This window comes from Nocardia sp. NPDC055029, assembly GCF_053608525.1.
The window spans coordinates 1-19,939 of record NZ_JBSGVQ010000036.1 but is presented as its reverse complement, the minus strand read 5'-3'; the positions used below and the strand labels follow the sequence as shown (position 1 = coordinate 19,939).

Genomic DNA, 19,939 nt, shown 5'->3' with positions numbered 1-19,939 from the left:
TCCTCCTCCTTCTGACTGGTCGATTGCGGTAAGGGTGGGCGAACACGACGGAGCGGGTCAGGGAAACAACCCTGACCCGCTCCGGTGTCCGTGGGGAGCTGACGCTCCAGGCGGTCAGGCCTGGACCGGCTCCGGGACGACGATGTTGACGGTCTTGCGGCCACGCTTGGTGCCGAACTCGACCGCGCCCGCCGCGAGGGCGAACAGGGTGTCGTCGCCGCCACGACCGACGTTCACGCCGGGGTGGAAGTGGGTTCCGCGCTGACGGACGAGGATCTCGCCCGCGCTGACCTTCTGGCCACCGAAGCGCTTCACGCCGAGGCGCTGGGCGTTCGAATCACGACCGTTCCGGGAGCTGGATGCACCCTTCTTATGTGCCATTGCTTCGTCTCCTCGGGATGTCTTACTTGATGCCGGTGACCTTGATGACCGTCAGCGGCTGACGGTGACCCTGGCGCTTGTGGTAGCCGGTCTTGTTCTTGAACTTGTGGATCCGGATCTTCGGGCCCTTGGTCTGGTCGACGACCTCGGCGGCCACGGAGATCTTGGCCAGCTTGTCGGCGTCGGTGGTCAGATCGGCGCCGTCGACGACGAGAACCGGGGTCAGGGCCACGGCGGTGCCGGGCTCGCCCTCGATCTTCTCGACCTTCACCAGGTCACCGACCGCGACCTTGTACTGCTTTCCGCCGGTCTTGACGATTGCGTACGCTGCCATCGGTCGGCTTCCTCCACTCACGTTGGTCCTGCACATGTCCACGCCACAGCTGCGACGTGTATTTCTGGGCTCATCCCCGCAGAGCGGGGGAAGAACGTTTGGCTGCCTGCGGAATCATCCGGCCGTTCGGCCAGATGCCCAATCGCGGGGCAGCGACCGACCTAGGTTACCAGAATGGCAACCCCTCCCCCAATTCGGCCGGTCAGGGCCGAATCGGGGGCCTGCGGGTTACTTCGTTTCGGCGGCAGGCGCGCCCGCGGGACGCGCCACCGCGCGACGGCGCGGCTTCCGTTCCGGGACGATCACCGGCTCTGCGGCGAAGTCAACCACGGCCGCCGCGGGCGGCTGGTCGTTCGCTGAGAGCACGAACACCGCGCCCGCACTGTCGGCTGCCGGAGCGGCCGTCGACCTGGCCACGCGACGCCTGCGGGGCGCGCGCGGAGCGGGCTCCTCGGCGACGGGGGCCTGCTCGGCCGCTACCGGTTCGGGCTCGGCGGGTGCGGCCTCGGGCTCGACCTCGGCGGCCGCCGGTTCGGTGGCCACCTCCGCCGGCTCGACCGGCGCCGCGGGCTCCTCGGCCGGGGCTTCCGCCTCGACCGAAGCTTCCGCTTCGGCCGAGATGACCCCGGTCAACGCCTGGCTCTCGGCGGCCTGCTCACTGGCTGCCGCACTCCGGCTCGACCGGCGCGAACGCGAACGCGAACGCCGGGTCGGCTCGGCGGCGACGGTCTCCTCGACCGCGACCTCCTCGGCCGGGGCCGTCGTCGCCTCGTCGGCGTCTTCACCGTGGTGGGCGGCCATCGCGAGCGCGACCGGGTGGGCCCGCTTGACCGCGATGTCCTCCTCACCGTGCTCGGCGGCGGGCGCGGTGCCGTTGGTCGAGGGTGCGGCGGACGCGGCGGGCGCCTTGTCCTGGCCCTTGTCCTTGCCGCGGCGACGGCGCGAACCGCCCTCCTTGGCCCGGCCGGCCTGCTCGTCGGCACCCGACCCGGCGTCCACCGGGTAGGAGTGCACGAGAATGCCGCGACCGTGGCAGTGCTCACAGGTGGTGGAGAACGCCTCGACCAGTCCGGTGCCCAGCTTCTTGCGGGTCATCTGGACCAGGCCGAGCGAGGTCACCTCCGACACCTGGTGGCGGGTGCGATCCCGGCCCAGCGCCTCGGTGAGCCGGCGCAGCACCAGGTCACGGTTGGATTCGAGCACCATGTCGATGAAGTCGACGACGATCATGCCGCCGATGTCGCGCAGCCGCATCTGGCGCACGATCTCCTCGGCCGCCTCCAGGTTGTTCCTGGTGACGGTCTCCTCCAGGTTGCTCGACCCCGAACCGGTGAACTTGCCGGTGTTCACGTCGACGACGGTCATCGCCTCGGTGCGGTCGATCACCAGGGTGCCGCCCGAGGGCAGCCACACCTTGCGGTCGAGCGCCTTGGCCAGCTGCTCGTCGATGCGCAGGGTCTCGAACACGTCGACACCGTTGTTCTCGTGCCGGTTCACCCGCGGCAGCAGGTCCGGCGCGACGGTGCGCACGTAGTTCTCGACGGTGCTCCACGCGCGCTCACCTTCGATGACCAGCTTGGAGAAGTCCTCGTTGAACAGGTCGCGGATGACCTTGACCAGCAGGTCCGGCTCCTCGTAGAGGGCCTTGGGCGCGTTGGACTCCTTGGCCGCCGCCTCTTCGATGGTGCGCCAGGTGGCTTGCAGCCGCTCGACGTCGCGCGCCAGCTCGGGCTCGCTGACACCCTCGGACGCGGTCCGGATGATCACACCAGCGTCGGCGGGCACGATCTCGCGCAGGATCTCCTTGAGCCGCTTGCGCTCGGTGTCGGGCAGCTTGCGGCTGATCCCGGTGGAGGTACCGCCCGGCACGTACACCAGGAAGCGACCCGCGAGGGAGATCTGGGTGGTGAGGCGGGCGCCCTTGTGACCGACCGGGTCCTTGGACACCTGCACCAGCACCTGATCGCCGGGCTTGAGCGCCTGCTCGATCTTGCGCTCCTTGCCGCCCAGACCGGCGGCATCCCAGTTCACCTCACCGGCGTAGAGCACGCCGTTGCGGCCGCGGCCGATGTCGATGAACGCCGCCTCCATGCTGGGCAGCACGTTCTGCACCTTGCCGAGGTAGACATTGCCCACCATCGACGCCTGGCCGGAACTGGTCACGAAGTGCTCGACGAGGATGTTGTCCTCGAGCACCGCCACCTGGGTGGTGATCTGGTGACCCGGCGCGTGCTCGGCGGCGTCGAACGCCTTCTCCCGCACGACCATCACCCGGTCGACCGCCTCGCGGCGGGCCAGGAACTCCGATTCGGTCAGGATCGGCGGACGACGGCGCCCGGCCTCGCGGCCGTCGCGGCGGCGCTGGCGCTTGGCCTCGAGCCGGGTGGAACCGGAGATGCCCTGCACCTCGTCGGACCCGGACCGGTTGCGGCTCTTGTTGCGCGGCTCGCGCTCGTGCACGACGGTGTTCGGCGGATCGTCCTCCGAGGACGTGTCGGCCTCGCCGGACTCCCCGCCGACCTTGCGGCGGCGGCGACGGCGACGGCGACGGCTCGCGCCCTCCGGCTGCGAATCGTCCTCGTCCTCGGTGTCGGTCTCGACGTCCTCGGCCTGCTCGGACTCGTCGGTGGCTGCTTCGGCTGCCGGGGCGGCGTCGTCCTCGGTGTCGTCGGTGTCGGTGTCCTCGCCGTCGGCGGACTGCTCGCCACGGCCACGGCCGCGACCACGACGGCCACGACGACGGCGACGCGGCTGACCGTCGGCATCGTGGTCACCGGCGGCATCGGCGTCGGCGGACTCGTCCTCGACCGTGTCGGTCTCGGGCTCGGCCTCCTCGACGGGCTCCTCGGTGCGCTTGACGGTCCGCTCGGCGCGACGGCGCTTGCGGGCCTCCTCGGCGGCGGTGGCGTCCGGCGGCAGGAACAGCGGCGCCGTGAAGGCGGGCGCCTCGAAGGCCACCGGCTCGGCCGGGGCGGGCGCCTCGGTGCTCCGGTGGGTGAACAGGCCGGTGTGCGCGTCGTCGGCCATCGCGGCGAACACTTCGTCGGTGCGCGCGACCTCGGGTGCCGAGAACATCGGCGCGGGCGCTGTGGTCGTGTCGGCCGGCTGCTCGGCGACGGGGGCGGTCGACGGCTCGGCAGCCGCCGCGGTGGTGGTGGATGCCGGGGATTCGCCGGTGTCGGCGTCAGCGGCGGCGATCGCGTCGCGCACCGTCTCGGCGACGGCGCGATCCACATTCGATTGAACGCTGCGGGCCTCGGCCCCCAGCTCGGCCAGTTTGGCCAGGATGCGTTTGCTGGTCACTCCCAACCGCTTGGCCAGTGCATGAACTCGAATTCGCTCCGGCAATTGATCGGCATCCTGTTGTGTTGTGTCCAGCGGCTCTGTATCGGCCACGAAGTCTCCTCGGGCCCCCGGGCGCGTCCATCCCCGGTACGGGAGTGACGCGGCCGACGCGGGGGCATCGTCCGTGCACCTCGTACCCGATGGTACGAGGGTCATCTGGTCTCGCCCCGCGTGTCCGGTCTCACCTCGATCGATCTGGCGGGCCAACCGGTCACGCGGCGCCTGGCTGTGCGGCGTGACGCCACGCTCCGAGCGCTCATCCAGCGTGCCTGCGCGGGCAACCCCAGCAACAGGGTCGTCCGTGGCAGCGATGATCGGCATCCAACCGCGGTGTCATCCGGTCATGTCCGCCACCGCTGTCGCGTACCTGCGCGACAAGCTGTCACCAACCGCCCTGTTTGAGCATCGGCGTCGAACACATCCGTAGTCAGTATCCCATACGGTTCGCGCGGGGATCGCCATCGGCGCAACTCACGCGAACCTCGCACCGCTCGAGCCCGTCGCGCCCGCAAGGACGCGACGAGCGAGTACAGCGCGAATCAAGCAGGAAATTCGGGGAACCAGAGCGCGATCTCGCGCTTGGCGGACTCGGGCGAGTCGGAACCGTGAACGAGGTTGAACTGGGTCTCCAGCCCGAAGTCACCGCGGATGGTGCCCGGGGTGGCCTTCTCGACCGGGTCGGTGCCACCGGCGAGCTGACGGAACGCCGCGATCGCGCGGGGGCCCGACAGCACGGCCGCGACGACGGGGCCCGAGGTGATGAACTCGATCAGGGATCCGAAGAACGGGCGCTCGGCGTGCTCGGCGTAGTGCTCTTCGGCGAGCTCGGTCGACACGTTCTTCAGCTCCAGCGCCTCGAGGGTCAGCCCCTTGCGCTCGATGCGGGCGAGCACCTCGCCGACGAGGCCACGGGAGACGCCGTCCGGCTTGATGAGTACCAAAGTCTGCTCAGTCACGGCGTCACTCTAACCGGCGTCGCCGCCCTGAGCCGAACTCGTGCCGGTTCGGCCGCCCATCCGCTGACTGGGCAGCAGGCCCGCGTCCATCCGGCGCTGCACGTCCGCGCGCAGGACGAGGATGAACGCCCACACCGCGGCGAACACCAGGCCGATGATCCCGATCGACAGGTGGATGAACGTGCCTGCCAGCAGCAGCACCTGCAGGCCGAGGTTGAACGGGATCGCCCACGGCTTGCGCTGCACGCCCGCGCCGAGAATCATCAGCAACGCCAGCACCACGAGATAGGTGCCGGAGAACCAGGTGATCCCGCCGCCGACATCGGCGACCACCGGCAGCGCCAGCAGCACCACGATGGCCTCGAGGACCAACGTGCCCGCCATGACCCCGCGCAGACCCTTCCACGGATCGGTCGCCGGGGGTGGAACCTCACTCATGCCGGACCCTTTCCGAAGAGGGCGCGCGCCGCGCCCGCGGTCACCACCGAACCGGTGACAACGACACCGGCGCCGGAGATCACGTCACCGTCGTCGCCCGCCTGCTCGGCCAGCGCGATCGCCGATTCCAGCGCGTCGGGCAGGGTGTCGGCGGTGATCACCCGCTCGTCGCCGAAGCGCTGTACGGCCAGGTCTGCGAGGGCGTCGACATCCATGGCCCGTGGCGAACCGTTGCTGGTGACCACTATCTCGTCGAACACCGGCTCCAGTGCGTCCAGGATGCCCGCCGCGTCCTTGTCCGCGAGCACGGCGACGACGCCGACCAGCTTGCGGAAGTCGAACTCGCTGGTGAGGGTGTTCGCCAGCGCCTGCGCGCCGGCGGGATTGTGCGCCGCGTCGACGAAGATGGTCGGCGCGTTGCGCATCCGTTCCATCCGGCCGGGGCTGGCCGCGCTCGCGAAACCGGCGCGCACCGCCTCGATGTCGAGCTGACGATCCGCGCCCGCGCCGAAGAACGCCTCCACCGCGGCCAGCGCGAGCGAGGCGTTGCGGGCCTGGTGCTCACCGTGCAGCGGCAGGAAGATCTCGTCGTAGACGCCGCCGAGTCCCTGCAGGGTGAGCAGCTGACCGCCGACGGCGACCGCCCGCTCCAGCACCCGGAACTCCGCGCCCTCGCGGGCCACCGCGGCGTCGACCTCGACGGCCCGGCGCAGCAGCACGTCCATCACCTCGGGCTCCTGCTCGGCGATCACCGCGACGGTGTCGACCGGGATCAGCGCCTCGGGCGCGCGCTTGATGATCCCGGCCTTCTCCCCGGCGATCGAAGCCAGGTCGGGGCCGAGGTACTCGGTGTGGTCGAGGCCGATCGGGGTGATCACCGCGACCTGTCCGTCGATCACATTGGTGGCGTCCCACGTGCCGCCCATGCCGGTCTCCACGACGGCCACGTCGACCGGCGCCTCGGCGAAGGCGGCGTACGCCATGCCGGTGAGCACCTCGAACTTGCTCATCGCCGGGCCGCCCGCCGCCTCGGACTGCTGGTCGATCATCCCGATGTAGGGCTCGAGTTCGCGGAAGGTCTCCACGTAGCGGGCCGGGCTGATCGGGGCGTTGTCGATGCTGATCCGCTCGGTCGCCAGCTGCAGGTGCGGGCTGGTGATCCGGCCGGTGCGCCGGTGCAGCGCGGTGAGCAGGGCGTCGATCATCCTGGTCACCGACGTCTTGCCGTTGGTGCCGGCGACATGGATCGCCGGGTAGCTGCGCTGCGGGTTGCCGAGCAGGTCCATCAGCGTGGCGATCCGGGTCAGCGACGGCTCGATCTTGGTTTCCGGCCAGCGCTTGTCCAGCTCGGCCTCGACCAGCGCCATCTCGGCCAGGTCGACCGGCGACGGCCCGGCGCCGAGTGGAGCCGGGCGGTGGTCGTCGGCTTCGTACTGCGGCTCCGGCTCGTCGTTCACTTGCCGCTCAGCTCCGCCAGGCGGGCGCCGATGCGCGTGACTTCGGCCGCGGCCACATCCCGGCGGCCGGTGATCTTGTCGACGACCTGCTGCGGGGCCTTGGCCAGGAACGCCTCGTTGCCCAGCTTGGCCGTGGTGGTGTCGAGGTCCTTCTGCGCGACCGCGAGATCCTTTTCCAGCCTGCGGCGTTCGGCGTCGAGGTCGATCGCGCCGGAGGTGTCGAGCTGCACGGTGACCGTCGCGCCGGACAGCCGGACCTGCACCTCGGCGGTGGTGGCGAAGTCGTCACCCGGTTCGGTCAGGCGGGCCAGGTTGGCCACCGAGCCGGCGAACGCGCCGAGCCCGGCCTCGTCCAGGCCGACCAGCGTGGCCTTCACCTTCTGCTTGTCGGCCAGGCCCTGATCGCTGCGGAAGCGGCGGATCTCGGTGATCAGGCGCTGCGTGTCGGCGACGCGCTGCGCGGCGACGGTGTCGGTGGCGATGCCGCTCGCGGCAGGCCACGGGGCGACGACCACCGACTCACCGCCGGTCAGCGCCTTCCACAGGGTCTCGGTGACGAACGGGATCACCGGGTGCAGCAGGCGAAGGACCGCGTCGAGCACCGTGCCGAGCACCACCGCGGTGCTCTCGGCGCGGGCGTCGGACTCGGCGAACTGCACCTTCGACAGCTCCAGGTACCAGTCACACAGTTCGTCCCAGGCGAAGTGGTACAGCGCCTCGCAGGCCTTGCCGAACTCGTAGGCGTCGAAGGCGGCGTCGACCTCGGCGCGCACCTCGTCGAGCCGGTCGACGATCCAGCGATCGGTGTCGGTGAGGGTCTCGCGCGGGGGCAGCTCACCGGAGCGCGCGCCGTTCATCAGCGCGAACTTGGTGGCGTTGAACAGCTTGGTGACGAAGCTGCGCGAGGCCAGCGCGTGCGGTTCGCCGACCGACAGGTCACCGCCGGGCTGCGCGCCACGGGCCAGGGTGAAGCGCAGCGCGTCGGCGCCGTAGGAGTTGATCCAGTCCAGCGGGTCGATGCCGTTGCCGCGCGACTTCGACATCTTCTTGCCGTACTGGTCGCGGATCAGGCCGTGCAGGAAGACGTCCTCGAACGGCACCTGCTTCTGCCCGCCCTTGCCGACAGTGAGCGCCGGGTCCTCGCTGACGAACATGCCGAACATCATCATCCTGGCCACCCAGAAGAACAGGATGTCGTAGCCGGTGACGAGCACGCTGGTCGGATAGAACTTCGCCAGCTCCGGGGTGGCCTCGGGCCAGCCCATCGTGGAGAACGGCCACAGGCCCGAGGAGAACCAGGTGTCGAGCACGTCCGGGTCCTGCACCCAGCCCTCGGGCGCTTCCTCGTCCGGGCCGAGGCACACGATCTCGCCCTCGGGGCCGTACCAGATCGGGATGCGGTGACCCCACCACAGCTGGCGCGAGATGCACCAGTCGTGCATGTTGTCGACCCAGTCGAACCAGCGCGGTTCCTGGCTCGCGGGGTGGATCTTCACGTCGCCGTCGCGGACGGCGTCGCCCGCGGCCTTGGCCAGCGACTCGACCTTGACCCACCACTGCATCGACAGGCGCGGCTCGATCGGCTCGCCGGAGCGCTCGGAGTGGCCGACGCTGTGCGTGTACGGCCGCTTCTCCGCGACAACGCGACCCTCGGCCGCGAGGCGCTCGCGCACCTTCACGCGCGCCTCGAAGCGGTCCATCCCGTCGAATTCGGTTCCGGTGCCGGTGATCCGGCCACCCTCGTCCATGATCGTCGGCATCGGCAGGTTGTGCCGCAGGCCCATCTCGAAGTCGTTGGGGTCGTGCGCGGGGGTGATCTTCACCGCGCCGGTGCCGAACTCCGGGTCGACGTAGTCGTCGGCGATGACCGGGATCTGGGTGCCGGTGATCGGGTGGTAGACGGTGGAGCCGATCATCGCGGCGTAGCGCGGATCGTCGGGGTGCACGGCCACCGCGGTGTCACCCAGCATCGTCTCCACGCGGGTGGTGGCGACGACGACGTGCGGTTCGTTGTCGTCGAGCGAGCCGTAGCGCAGCGAGACCAGCTCGCCCTCGACGTCCTTGTAGTCCACCTCGAGATCGGAGATGCCGGTCTTCAGCACCGGCGACCAGTTCACCAGCCGCTCGGCCCGGTAGATCAGGCCGGCGTCGTACATGCGCTTGAAGATGGTGCGGACGGCGCGCGAGAGGCCCTCGTCCATGGTGAAGCGGTCGCGGCTCCAGTCGATACCGTCGCCGAGCGCGCGCATCTGCCACTGGATGGCGCCACCGGACTCGCGCTTCCAGTCCCACACCTTGTCGATGAACAGCTCGCGGCCGAAGTCCTCTTTGGTCTTGCCGTCGGCGGCGAGCTGCTTCTCCACCACGGTCTGGGTCGCGATGCCCGCGTGATCCATGCCGGGCAGCCACAGCACCTCGTAGCCCTGCATCCGCTTGCGGCGGGTGAGGGTGTCCATGAGGGTGTGATCGAGGGCGTGGCCCATGTGCAGGGTGCCGGTGACATTCGGCGGCGGCAGCACGATCGAGTAGGCGGGCTTGCCGCTGGTCGCGTCGGCGCCGAAGTATCCGGCATCTACCCAGCCCTCGTACAGGTCGGCCTCTACCTCGCTGGGGTTCCAGCTCTTGGGCAGGGCATCGGCACGATTACGCGAGTTGTCTGGGGCTGCGCTGGTCACCCACCAATCCTAAGGGGCCCCGGCAAAGCAATTGACGCCCCCCGCCACAGCACGGCAGCACCGAAAAAACAGAGACGGAATCTTCGGTGGATGAGGGACACCGAAGACTCCGTCTACCCCTGTGATACTACCGGCGATTCACCACGACCCGGGGGATCCATAGGCAATTCTCAGCTTCGCTCCCACGGCCGGGTGGCGTTTTGTCACCTGAGCACAACGACACGCGGAAGTTGTTGTGAGCCAGGCGTCTCCGCCGAACATCCGGGTGATCCCCGATTGCCGAATTGTCTGTTTTCCCGGAGTCTGGAGAGGGTGACGCCCCCGCTCGATTCCGCCGCGACTCCCCCGCCCCGATCCGCGCCGCCGCGGATCATCGCTCCCCACGCGCTGGTGGACCTACGCGCGGGCGAAGTCGACCAGCTCCACTACCCCGCCGCCAGCGTGCTGGTCTTCGCCGGCGTGCCCGGCGCGGGCAAATCCACTGCGCTGCACCGCTTCTTCGCCGCCGGTCCCGATGCCGAGGAGCCGGTGCGCACGGCTTCGGGTGCGCTGGTGCTCGATTCGAATCACACCCGCAACCGGTTGCGGCACCGGCTCGGCCTGCTGCCGTATCCGCTGTGGCGGCCGCTGGTGCACCTGGCGCACTACCGCGCGATCCGCGACGCGCTGCGCGCCGCCGACGGGCCGGTGGCGATCCACGACTGCGCGACGTTCGCCTGGAGCCGCCGGATGATCGCCCGCTGGGCGCAGGCCGGGCGCCGCGAGCTGCACATGGTGCTGATCGATGTGCCACCGACGCAGGCCAGGCACGGTCAGGTCACCCGGGGCAGGCGGGTCAACAGCGTGGCGTTCTCCGCGCACTGCCGCCGATGGGAGCGGATGATGCGGTCCCTCGGCGCGCGCGAACCCGGACCCGTCGCGCCGGTCCCGGAGCCGCTGGACTCGGCGTCGGTGGTGATCGTCGACCGGCCGACCCTCAGCTCGGTCACCCGTATCAGCTTCGACGCCGCCTAGGGCCTGTCTCGACCCGCAGCGCGGGCAGCCGCCTTTATGGCACGAGCACCGTCAGCGCGCCCGGCATCGCCTGCACGGTGACCGGCAGCATCCCGGCCGGTTCGCCGTCGGCCGTGGCGTAGCCGCCGTCGGCGGTGACGGTGATCCGCCGCGCCCGGTAGCGCTTGGTCGCCGGATGGTCGATGCGCTTACCCGCCGACAGCGCGGGCAGCAGCCGCGCCATCTCGAGCCGGGAGACCGCGCCGACCACGGTGATGTCGAGGTAGCCGTCGTCGGCGAGCGCGTCCGGGCAGACCAGCATGCCGCCGCCGTAGGTGCGGGTATTGCCGATCGGGGCCATCACGGCATCGGTGTGGATCACCGTCTGTTCGCCATCGGGGTTGTCGAGCGCGCCGGGCGCGAGGCCCGACAGCTCGATGGTGAACGGCAGCGTGTAGCCGCGCAGCAGCTCGGCCACCGCGGCGACGGTGTAGCGCAGCGGGCCACGCGGGTAGCGCATCTTGTTGGCGCGCAAGGTGACTCGCGCGTCGAATCCGGTGCCGACGACGGTGGCGAACCAGGTGGGTGTCGCGTACGTCGACTCGATCCGGCCGAGATCGACGTGGCGGACCCGGCCGCGCAGCACGATGTCGGTGGCCGCCTCCGGGTTGCCGGTCGGGATGCCGAGCTCCCTGGCCAGATCGTTGCCCGTGCCGGCGGGCACCAGACCGAGCGGCACGGTGCTGTGCGCGACCGCGGCCAGCAACACGTTCATCAGCCCGTCGCCGCCGACACAGATCACCGCGTCGGGCCGCCTGAGCTCGCTGGTGACGGCCGCCCTGACCTGCTCGACCGATTCGGCCGCGCTGGGCGCCCGCACCTCGGCCACCTCGACACCCTGAGCCAGCAGCCGCTCCAGCACCGCCTCGGCGACGCCGTCACCACGCCCCGCACCCGAATGCGGATTCGTGACGACGAGTACCCGCCGCACCGAAAGTTCACTCACGACTCCCCCTCGCCAGAGCTCGGCTCCGTCGCGCGCGAACGCGCGCTCTGCATCCGGTTCACTCGCCAAAGCTCCCTCACGGCAACAGCTTTCCAGGATTGAGCACCCCGGCGGGGTCGAGTTCGCGTTTCACCGCGCGCAGGATACGAACGCCCAGGTCGCCGACCTCGGCCGACATCCACGGACGGTGGTCGGCGCCGACGGCGTGGTGATGGGTGATGGTGCCGCCCGCGGCGATGATCGCGTCACCGACCGCGGACTTGGCGATGTGCCACTGCGCGATCGGGTCGTCGAGCTGCTTGGCGACGATGGTGAAGTACAGCGAGGCGCCGGTCGGGTAGGTGTGCGAGATGTGGCACATCACCAGCGCGGGCGTGCCCTGCGCGCCGAGCGAATCCATCAGCGCGCCGGTAACCTTGGTCTTCAGATTCGACAGGTTCGCCCAGGTGGTCGCGGTTTCCAGGGTCTCGCACAGCACACCGACATCGAGCAGCGCGTCACGCAGGTACGGCGCGGCGAAGCGGCCGTGCTCCCACTGCTGCGCGGGCGCCTCGCCGAGCGCGGTGCCGCCCGCGGCGGTCAGCAGGCCGCTCGCCTCCAGCGCGCGGGCGGCGACGTGCTCCTCGGTGCCCTCGTAGGTGGTGATGGCCAGGCAGCCCGCGACCGAAGCGCCGCCGACGTCGCCGGAGCGGGCCAGGTTCAGCCCGGTCTCGGCCTCGTCGGACAGCCGCAGCACCGTCGGCGCCGCACCGGTCTGCACCAGCGAGCGCAGCGCGGCCGCGCCGGTGGCGAAGTCGGGGAACGACCAGGCCTGGTAGGCGGTGGTTTCCGGGACCGGATGCACGCGCAGCGTCACCGAGGTGATGATGCCGAGGGTGCCCTCGGAGCCGACGAACAGCTCACGCAGGTCCGGCCCGGCGGCCGAGGCGGGTGCCCGCCCGAGTTCGACGGTGCCCTGCGGCGTGGCGATCACCAGTCGCTCGACCATGTCGTCGAAGCGGCCGTAGCCCGCCGAGGCCTGACCCGACGACCTGGTCGCGGCGAACCCGCCGATGGTCGCGAACTCGAAGCTCTGCGGAAAGTGCCCGAGCGAGAGCCCGTGCTCGCCGAGCAGCGCCTCCGCCCGCGGTCCGGCGAGACCGGCGCCCAGGGTCGCCAGGCCGCTGACCGGGTCGACCCCGGTGACGGTGTCGAGCCTGCGCAGATCCAGCGCGATGACGGTCGTGAACTGTCCGCGCACCGGATCGACACCGCCGACCACGCTGGTGCCGCCGCCGAACGGGACGACGGCGATGCCGTGCTCGGAGCAGTAGCTCAGCAGGGCAAGGACCTGGGCATGATCGGCGGGGAAGAGGATCGCGTCGGGCGCGTCCTGCGGGCCGTCGGCCCTGCGGCGCAACAGATCCGGGGTGCTCTTGCCGCCCGCGTGGCGCAGCCGGACGACATCGGCGGTGCTGAGATGTTCGTCACCAACGACGGCCGTGAGCCCGGCCCGATCGTCGGCCGTGAGAGTGGAGGGGCGCAGCGGCACGTCGCCCTCGTCGCGACGCGCCACCGGCTCGCCCGAGATACCGAACACCTGCGCGAGCAGGCCGCGGATCTGCGCCGACAGGGGCTGGTGTCCAGCGGGGACACCCCAGGCGTCCCACACCATACTCGGCTGCAGGGTGGTGGCACCGGCATTTTCGGATTGCGTCTCGACCATGCGTTACATTCTGACATATAGTGTCAAGCAGTAACCAGTACGATAAGTCCTCGAGTCGGCATCCGACCGCTGTCGGATGTCACTGCCCCGCATTCACGACACCGACCCCGCTGGTCCGCTCGATACCCTTGAGCGTTGCCAGCTCGACCACTGCGCCGGATCCGGCGCCGCCGAACACACCGGGGTGAAGCACGATGATCGAAATCGCGACCAACGCGGACGAGCAACTCTCGCCCACCGACGTGGCGATTCTCGATGCCACGCGGGCCTGCGTCGTCGACTTCGGCGTCCGTCGCACCACCCTCACCGAGGTGGCGCGCCGCGCCGGGGTCAGCAGGCCGACGGTGTACCGGCGCTGGCCCGACACGGGTTCGCTGATCGCCGAACTGCTCGTGCGCGAGCTACGCACGATCGTCGGCGAGACCATGCCCGAGATCGGCCTCGGCCGGGACCGGCTGGTCCGTGGCATCGTCGCCGGTGCCGCGGCGATCCGGGCGAACGCGGTGTTCGCCAAGATCTTCCGCACCGACACCGATCTGATGCTCACCTATGTGTTCGGCAGGCTGGGGCGCAACCAGCGCACGCTGATCGAGCTGTTCGCGACCGCGATCCGGCTCGGCCACGACGACGGATCGATCCGTGCGGGCGATGCCGAGCAGATGGCGGCCATGCTGCTGCTCATCACCCAGTCCGCGGTGCAGTCCGCGGGCACGGTGGAGCCGCTGCTGGCCGGTGCGCAGTTCGACGCGGAGCTGTCGAGGGCGATCGAGGGTTACCTGCTCCCGCCACGCGACAAGGACTGTGATGACTCCTGATTCGAAGTTCGCCCTCAACGCGACCCGCCGCACCGCCGACCTGACCGCCCTCGGCGATCGGCCCGAAGTCGACGTCCTGGTGATCGGCGGTGGCGTGACCGGCGCCGGTGTCGCCCTCGACGCCGCGTCCCGTGGCCTGCGCACCCTGCTGGTCGAGCGCGCCGACTTCGCGTTCGGCACCAGCCGCTGGAGTTCGAAGCTGGTGCACGGCGGCCTGCGGTACCTGGCGAGCGGGCGGGTCGGGATCGCGCACGAGAGCGCGGTCGAGCGCGGCGTCCTGCTGCGGACCACCGCGCCGCACCTGGTGCGCCCGCTCCCCCAGCTGGTGCCGCTGCTGCCCGGTATCAAGACGGCCCAGAGTTCACTCATCCGCGCGGGTTTCGCCGCCGGTGACGCGCTGCGCATCGCCGCCCGCACCTCCGCCGACACCCTGCCGCGCTCGCGCCGGGTCGCCGCCGCCGAGGCACTGCGACTGGCGCCGACCGTGCGCCGCGACGGGCTGCGTGGTGGTCTGCAGGCCTGGGATGGCCAGCTCGTCGACGACGCGCGCCTGGTCGTCGCCCTGGCCCGTACCGCGGCCGCCGAGGGCGCGACGGTGCTCACCCGTATGGAAGCCGTTGCCGCGACCGGCGATTCGGTCCAGCTGCGCGACACCCGCACCGGCGAGACGCTGACCGTGCGGGCGCGCGCGGTGATCAACGCGACCGGCGTGTGGGCGGGCGAGGTCGACCACAGCATCAAGCTGCGGCCCAGCCGCGGCACCCACCTGGTGTTCGACGCCTCCGCGTTCGGCGGCTTGAGCGCGGCGCTGACGGTGCCGGTTCCTGGCAGCATCAGCCGTTTCGTCTTCGCTCTGCCCGCCGCGCACGGCCGCGTCTACCTCGGACTCACCGACGAGGAGGCGCCCGGCCCGATCCCGGACGAGCCGCAGCCCACCGAGTCCGAGATCGACTTCCTGCTCGACACCATCAACACCGCGCTGCGCGAACCGCTGACCCGCGCCGACATCCGCGGCCGCTTCGCCGGCCTGCGCCCGCTGCTCGAGACCGCCGACGACAGCACCGCGGACATCTCCCGCGAGCACGCGGTCCTGACCTCCCCCGACGGCCTGATCACCGTCGTCGGCGGCAAGCTCACCACCTACCGCCAGATGGCCCAGGACGCCGTCGACGCCGCCGTCGCCCACGCCGCGCTGCCCGCGTCGAACTGCTGCACGACCCGCCTGCCCCTGGTCGGCGCGGTCGCGGGCGCGGCACGCGACCGCATCGACGCACCCCCGGTCCTCATCGAGCGCTACGGCAGCGAGGCGGGCCAGATCGTCTCGGCCTGGCTGGCCGACCCGTCCCTGCGCGAACCGGTCGCCCCCGGAATCGACGTCACCGCCGCCGAATTCGACTTCGCCATCAGCCACGAGGGCGCCCTCACCGTCGACGACCTCCTCGACCGCCGCTCCCGCATCGGCCTGGTCCCGTCCGACCGCGCCGCCGCCCTTCCCGCCGCGGAAGCCGCCTTCGCCCGGGCTGTCGTCGGCAGCTGATCGCGCGACTGCCCGGTCAGCCGTCGACCCAGGTGGCCAGGTCTACGCGCATGCAGGCGCGTGGCCATTCGTCGAGGCCGTGGGCGATCTCGGCGGCGCGGATGGCCCGCAGCTCCGGTGTCTCGTCGGCGGCGGGGATGTAGGTGAAGCCGAGGCGCTCGTAGTACGGGCCGTTCCACGGCACCTCGGTGAAGGTGGTGAGGGTGATCTCGTGCAGCCCACGGTCTTTCGCCCAATGGACCGCGTGGTCGATCAGGCGTTTGCCGAGGCGAAGGCCCGCGTGGGCCGGGTCGACCGACACCTGGTCGATGTGCGGCTGTCCGTCGACGAGACCGAGCACCAGGTAGCCGATCGGGCGGCCGGTGTCGTCGGGCCACACCCACGCGCGCTCGGCGGCGATGTATTCGCGCAGGGTGTCGGCCTGCGGCGGCTCGTCCTCGGCGACCGCGGTCATTCCCACCTCGGCGAACGGCGCACCGGCACGTTGCTCGATCTCCTGCAGCACCGGGATCTCGGACTCGCTCGCGGGCCGGATCGGGCCGCCGACCACCGGTCGCCGCTCGGCGGTCCCTGGCTGATCGACGCCGGTCACCGCGTCCGCCGGGGTGGCGATGATGCCGCTGAGCAGGGCGCGCAGAGCCCACCGGGCGCGGGCATCGCCGCCCGCGGTCATCTGCGCACGCAGGGCGACGATGGTCGGGTAGCGCTCGGCGGGCAGTTCGGCGAAACGCTCGGCGATGTCGTCCGCCTCGGTCCCGCCCTCGACGTCGCAGGCGGCCCGCTCGGCGGCTTCGGCGGTGATGTGCCGGTGGATCAGGTCGACGGCCCAGGTGGCGGTCGCCGGATCGAGGCCGCCCTCGCGGAGCAGGGCGAGGAGCTGTTCGATCAGGCCGAGCGCGTGTTCGGTCGCCGGGAGCCTGCCGAAGGCGTGCGGCGCGAGACCCGCGTGCTTGCCGAGCGCCTCGATCGTGTTCTCGACGACGGCGGTCAGGCGCTGCCGCCAGTCACCATCGGTGGGCGTGGTCACGGTGGACAGGACGTGGTCGAGCATGCCGGTCATGAGGTCGTCGCGATGGGCGACGTAGACGTAGAGCGAGGCGGCGCCGGTGTCGAGTTCCTGGGCGACCCGGCGCATAGTCAGCGCGGCCAGGCCGTCGGTGTCGAGGATGCGCAGTCCGGTCCGAATGACCACCTCGCGGCTGAGCGGGGCTTTCGCCGGTCTGGCCCGGCGACTGACGGGTGCGGCATTCATGCGCCGATCCTACGCGGCGCACGAACGACGTTTGGCACGAACAACGTTCGAACTCCGCACCGACCTCAACCCTCAGCCCCCGCGCGCCAGTCGTTCTATGCTGACAACGGCCAGTCCGACAAGGAGGCATTGATGCGCGCGCATTCGTCCACCGTGGCCATCGTGCCCGGGACCGGGATCGTCGCCCGATTCGGCGACGTCGTCGTCTATCTCGCCGGCGAGACACCGTCCACCGATCGCCTACTCGGCGCGGTCGAGACCGTCGCGATGAGTACCGCGGCCTCGTCGCCCGGTGCGGCGCTGGCCCAGCGACTGGCCGGTGTCGTCTTCGGTGGCGCCTCCGCACCGCCGCCGTTCGGTGTGCTGGCGCCCACCGCCGACGGGATGCTGATCTTGTTGCGCGGCGCGGTGATCGCCGAGATCTCCGGCGCCGAGGGCAATCGCCGCCTCGCCGGCGACCGTGCCTTCACCTGGGTCGACGAGATCATCCGCGAACCCGTCCGCCGGATCGCGGTCGGCGCCGAGATGGCCGACCCGACCAGCGCCAATCCGCGCACCGATCTGCGGGCGGGCATCGTCACCGGCAACGGTTTCGTGCTCACCCTCGGCCGCCGCCGCAATCCGGCGCCGCGCCGCGTCGAGGCGATCGACGAGCCACCGCCGACCGAAGCCACCGGTTTCCGGGCATTGCGCGAGCCGTCCGGCCACATCGAGAACGGCGAGGCAAGGCCCGCCACCGCCGGTTTCGCCCTGCCCGGCGACTCCGCGCCCGGATCCACCGGTCCGGCAACCGGTTTCGTGCCCGAGGCGGGCAGCGCCGACGGCGAGACGGTGAGCACGGGCTCGCGGCCGAACACCGGTGACGGCGTCACCGTCAGCACCGGCCCGCGCAACACCCCGGCCACCAACGCTCCCCTGGCCTGGTCACAGGCCTTGGATGCCGCGAAGCTGGCCGAGCCCGTCGCGCTGGGAAAATCCGGGCCGCAGCCGAGTAGTCCGCGCGGCGCCCTGGTCACCGAGGACGGGCTGAGCTACCCGCTGGACCGGCCCTACGTCCTCGGCCGTAACCCCTCCGGCGACGAATCGGTGCGGGCTGCCGCCGCCACCCCCATCCTGATCGAACGCGACCGGCTCGTCTCCCGGGTCCATGCCTTCGTCGCCCCCGACCGTGGCAAGGTGTTCGTCCGGGAAGCCCCCGCCACCTCCGGTACGTTCTTCGCCGCCCCCGATTCCGAACGCTGGTCCCGCGTCGGCACCCTGCCCATCGAGCTACAGCCGGGCTGGCGCCTGCGGATCAACGATTTCCTGCTGACCTACTGCGTCTGAGAGACCGCTTCAGGCCGAACTATCCCGACGCCCGTGGTGTGCACGCTGTGCGTCCACGGGCGTCGGATCGCTGTTCGGCTCAGGCCTCGAGGGCGTCGAGCAGCGCCGCGCGCTGGCGAGCACCGAGCCCGCCGATGCGGCGATCCTCGGGGATCTCGGCCTGATCCATCAGCTTGGCCGCCTTCACCGGGCCGACACCCGGCAGCGCCTTGATCACCGCAGCGACCTTGGTCTTCTTGACCAGGTCGTCGCTGTCGGCCTTCTTGAGCAGATCGGCGACGGTGACCTTGCCCTCCTTCACCTTGCCGATCAGTTCCGAGCGCGCCTTGCGCACGGCAGCCGCTTTGGCCAACGCCTCGGTGCGCTGTTCGGCGGTCATCGTAGGCAGTGCCATGTCTCCTCCGCTTCCACTCGTCACTCGAACAACTCGAACATCTGATTGACGGACCGAGTAAACAGCAACCGAACGGCAGCACCAGTCCGACACACCGCGAGGATACGCCGATGAGTTTTGCGTGGTGAGCCCGTCGTAATGGGTGAACGCCCAGTAAGACGGACGAAACGGACGAAACTCCGCCGAGTGACGCGCGTAACACCACACCGGCCTGCGACGAAAAATTCAACAGAAGCACCGAACGGGATCAAGGTTCAACGGCGAACCACGGAGGATCAACGAAGCTCCTCGGCCCCGGGCGCGACCGGTTCCCCGGTCGTCACCGTCTCCCCGTGACAGTGCGGTTCCAGCTACACAGTTGTGCGCCAGACGTTTTCCGGCCTCCGCGGGCCGGCCCTAACCGGCCCGCGGTTGTGCTCTCTGCCACCTTATGCGCAAGAATGACGCGACCCGGCGAACCCTTTTGCTAACTGGAGTTGCGATGCGCGAGGAACACCCGCTCGATGACGAGGTCGTTGCGTTGCCGGTCCGGGTCGAACGGGCCAGGCGACGCATCGCCTACCAGTCCGATCCGGCCCTGACCGACGCACTGTCCGAGGACGAGCTGCGCGCCGAGCGCGAACTCGCCGAGAAGATCCGCACCTACGAGCGCGACCAGCGCTGGAAGCAGATCAAGTCGGCCTCCATGCACGCCGATCGGCTGCGCGAGACCACCGCCGAGATGGAGCGGGCCGAGATGGCCGACGTGATGCTGGCCCGCAAGGCCATCGCCGCGCAGCGCCGCGAATCCAACCCGCGCGCCCGGCTGGCCTCGCTCTACCAGCACCGCACGTGGTCGCTGCGCGCACTGGCAGGCGTGGTGATCGCGGGCATGCTGTGGTCGGCGGTCAACGTCCAGCACAACATCGCTCCTGGCGGGCCGAGCGACCCGCTCTACTGGGCCAGCTTCGGCCTGGAGGCGATGATCAGCGTCTGCCTGATCATCATCATGATCGGCACCACCCGCGTGGCCGAGTGGGGCGTGATGGGCAACCGCACCCAGGTCCTGGTCGCCGAGCTGTTCCTGCTCGCCCTCACCATCGCCCTCAACACCTATCCGCACCTGAGCGCCGGGCACTGGTACGACGCCGCGGTGCACGCCGTGGCCCCGGTGATGATCGGTGTCGCCCTGATGATCCACAACGCCGCCAGCGCCCGCTACAGCACCGCCATCGCCCGCGCCTCGGCCGAGATCCCCACCGACGACGCCGAAGACCTCCTCTCGGCGGCTCCGGCCTTCCGCGAGGGCTAGCAGAACGCGAAGAGGGCCCGTACTCCGATCGGAG

16 protein-coding genes are annotated in these 19,939 nt (G+C 70.5%); 5 read left to right on the top strand and 11 right to left on the bottom strand.

Translation table 11 applies throughout. From position 1 onward, the window contains the following. Nucleotides 1–114 precede the first annotated feature (114 nt). The 7 genes from rpmA to ACWF9G_RS26200 form a co-directional block, all read right to left on the bottom strand. The gene (rpmA, locus tag ACWF9G_RS26230) at nucleotides 115–381 is read right to left on the bottom strand and encodes a 50S ribosomal protein L27 (RefSeq protein ID WP_067486232.1); all 267 of its coding nucleotides are present in this window, start codon (nucleotides 379–381) and stop codon (nucleotides 115–117) included. A 22-nt stretch (nucleotides 382–403) separates the two neighbouring features. Then, nucleotides 404–715, bottom strand: coding sequence for a 50S ribosomal protein L21 (gene rplU, locus ACWF9G_RS26225; protein ID WP_110039506.1), 312 nt, complete (start codon nucleotides 713–715; stop codon nucleotides 404–406). A 228-nt stretch (nucleotides 716–943) separates the two neighbouring features. Beyond that, nucleotides 944–4,111, bottom strand: coding sequence for a translation initiation factor IF-2 N-terminal domain-containing protein (locus tag ACWF9G_RS26220; RefSeq protein WP_452518526.1), 3,168 nt, complete (start codon nucleotides 4,109–4,111; stop codon nucleotides 944–946). A gap of 488 nt (nucleotides 4,112–4,599) precedes the next feature. Next, complete coding sequence (gene ndk / locus ACWF9G_RS26215) at nucleotides 4,600–5,016, bottom strand: nucleoside-diphosphate kinase (protein WP_218721467.1); 417 nt, start codon at nucleotides 5,014–5,016, stop codon at nucleotides 4,600–4,602. 9 nt (nucleotides 5,017–5,025) lie between these two features. Beyond that, on the bottom strand, nucleotides 5,026–5,454 hold the full coding sequence (locus ACWF9G_RS26210; protein ID WP_379305080.1) for a DUF4233 domain-containing protein: 429 nt from the start codon (nucleotides 5,452–5,454) through the stop codon (nucleotides 5,026–5,028). Further along, a complete protein-coding gene (gene folC / locus ACWF9G_RS26205) occupies nucleotides 5,451–6,821 on the bottom strand; it encodes a bifunctional tetrahydrofolate synthase/dihydrofolate synthase (protein ID WP_379305169.1) in 1,371 nt (456 codons plus the stop codon). Before folC ends, ACWF9G_RS26210 begins: the two co-directional genes overlap by 4 nt. Before the next feature lie 86 nt (nucleotides 6,822–6,907). Further along, nucleotides 6,908–9,586, bottom strand: coding sequence for a valine--tRNA ligase (locus ACWF9G_RS26200; protein ID WP_452518523.1), 2,679 nt, complete (start codon nucleotides 9,584–9,586; stop codon nucleotides 6,908–6,910). A gap of 312 nt (nucleotides 9,587–9,898) precedes the next feature. Here ACWF9G_RS26200 and ACWF9G_RS26195 point away from each other — a divergent pair, with 312 nt between their 5' ends. Next, nucleotides 9,899–10,600 carry an AAA family ATPase gene (locus tag ACWF9G_RS26195; protein WP_452518522.1) on the top strand — a complete coding sequence of 234 codons (702 nt, stop codon included), beginning with the start codon at nucleotides 9,899–9,901 and terminating at the stop codon, nucleotides 10,598–10,600. Nucleotides 10,601–10,634: 34 nt separating this feature from the next. Here ACWF9G_RS26195 and ACWF9G_RS26190 read toward each other — a convergent pair whose 3' ends face one another. After that, nucleotides 10,635–11,585, bottom strand: a complete 951-nt coding sequence (locus tag ACWF9G_RS26190) for a YegS/Rv2252/BmrU family lipid kinase (RefSeq protein WP_452518520.1) — start codon at nucleotides 11,583–11,585, stop codon at nucleotides 10,635–10,637. Nucleotides 11,586–11,661: 76 nt separating this feature from the next. After that, on the bottom strand, nucleotides 11,662–13,290 hold the full coding sequence (locus ACWF9G_RS26185; RefSeq protein WP_452518519.1) for an FAD-binding oxidoreductase: 1,629 nt from the start codon (nucleotides 13,288–13,290) through the stop codon (nucleotides 11,662–11,664). 194 nt (nucleotides 13,291–13,484) lie between these two features. Here ACWF9G_RS26185 and ACWF9G_RS26180 point away from each other — a divergent pair, with 194 nt between their 5' ends. Beyond that, nucleotides 13,485–14,105, top strand: a complete 621-nt coding sequence (locus tag ACWF9G_RS26180) for a TetR/AcrR family transcriptional regulator (RefSeq protein ID WP_379305090.1) — start codon at nucleotides 13,485–13,487, stop codon at nucleotides 14,103–14,105. Further along, nucleotides 14,095–15,642, top strand: a complete 1,548-nt coding sequence (locus ACWF9G_RS26175) for a glycerol-3-phosphate dehydrogenase/oxidase (protein WP_452518517.1) — start codon at nucleotides 14,095–14,097, stop codon at nucleotides 15,640–15,642. Before ACWF9G_RS26180 ends, ACWF9G_RS26175 begins: the two co-directional genes overlap by 11 nt. Before the next feature lie 16 nt (nucleotides 15,643–15,658). Here ACWF9G_RS26175 and ACWF9G_RS26170 read toward each other — a convergent pair whose 3' ends face one another. Further along, on the bottom strand, nucleotides 15,659–16,894 hold the full coding sequence (locus tag ACWF9G_RS26170; protein WP_452518515.1) for a GNAT family N-acetyltransferase: 1,236 nt from the start codon (nucleotides 16,892–16,894) through the stop codon (nucleotides 15,659–15,661). 132 nt (nucleotides 16,895–17,026) lie between these two features. On the opposite strand from ACWF9G_RS26170, the gene ACWF9G_RS26165 reads away from it, so the two are divergent. Then, the gene (locus tag ACWF9G_RS26165) at nucleotides 17,027–18,220 is read left to right on the top strand and encodes an FHA domain-containing protein (protein WP_452518513.1); all 1,194 of its coding nucleotides are present in this window, start codon (nucleotides 17,027–17,029) and stop codon (nucleotides 18,218–18,220) included. 79 nt (nucleotides 18,221–18,299) lie between these two features. Here ACWF9G_RS26165 and mihF read toward each other — a convergent pair whose 3' ends face one another. Then, complete coding sequence (gene mihF / locus ACWF9G_RS26160; protein WP_019045768.1) at nucleotides 18,300–18,614, bottom strand: integration host factor, actinobacterial type; 315 nt, start codon at nucleotides 18,612–18,614, stop codon at nucleotides 18,300–18,302. A 481-nt stretch (nucleotides 18,615–19,095) separates the two neighbouring features. Between mihF and ACWF9G_RS26155 the strand changes: the two genes are divergently transcribed. Then, nucleotides 19,096–19,905, top strand: a complete 810-nt coding sequence (locus ACWF9G_RS26155) for a hypothetical protein (RefSeq protein WP_379305098.1) — start codon at nucleotides 19,096–19,098, stop codon at nucleotides 19,903–19,905. The last annotated feature ends 34 nt before the right edge of the window (nucleotides 19,906–19,939 follow it).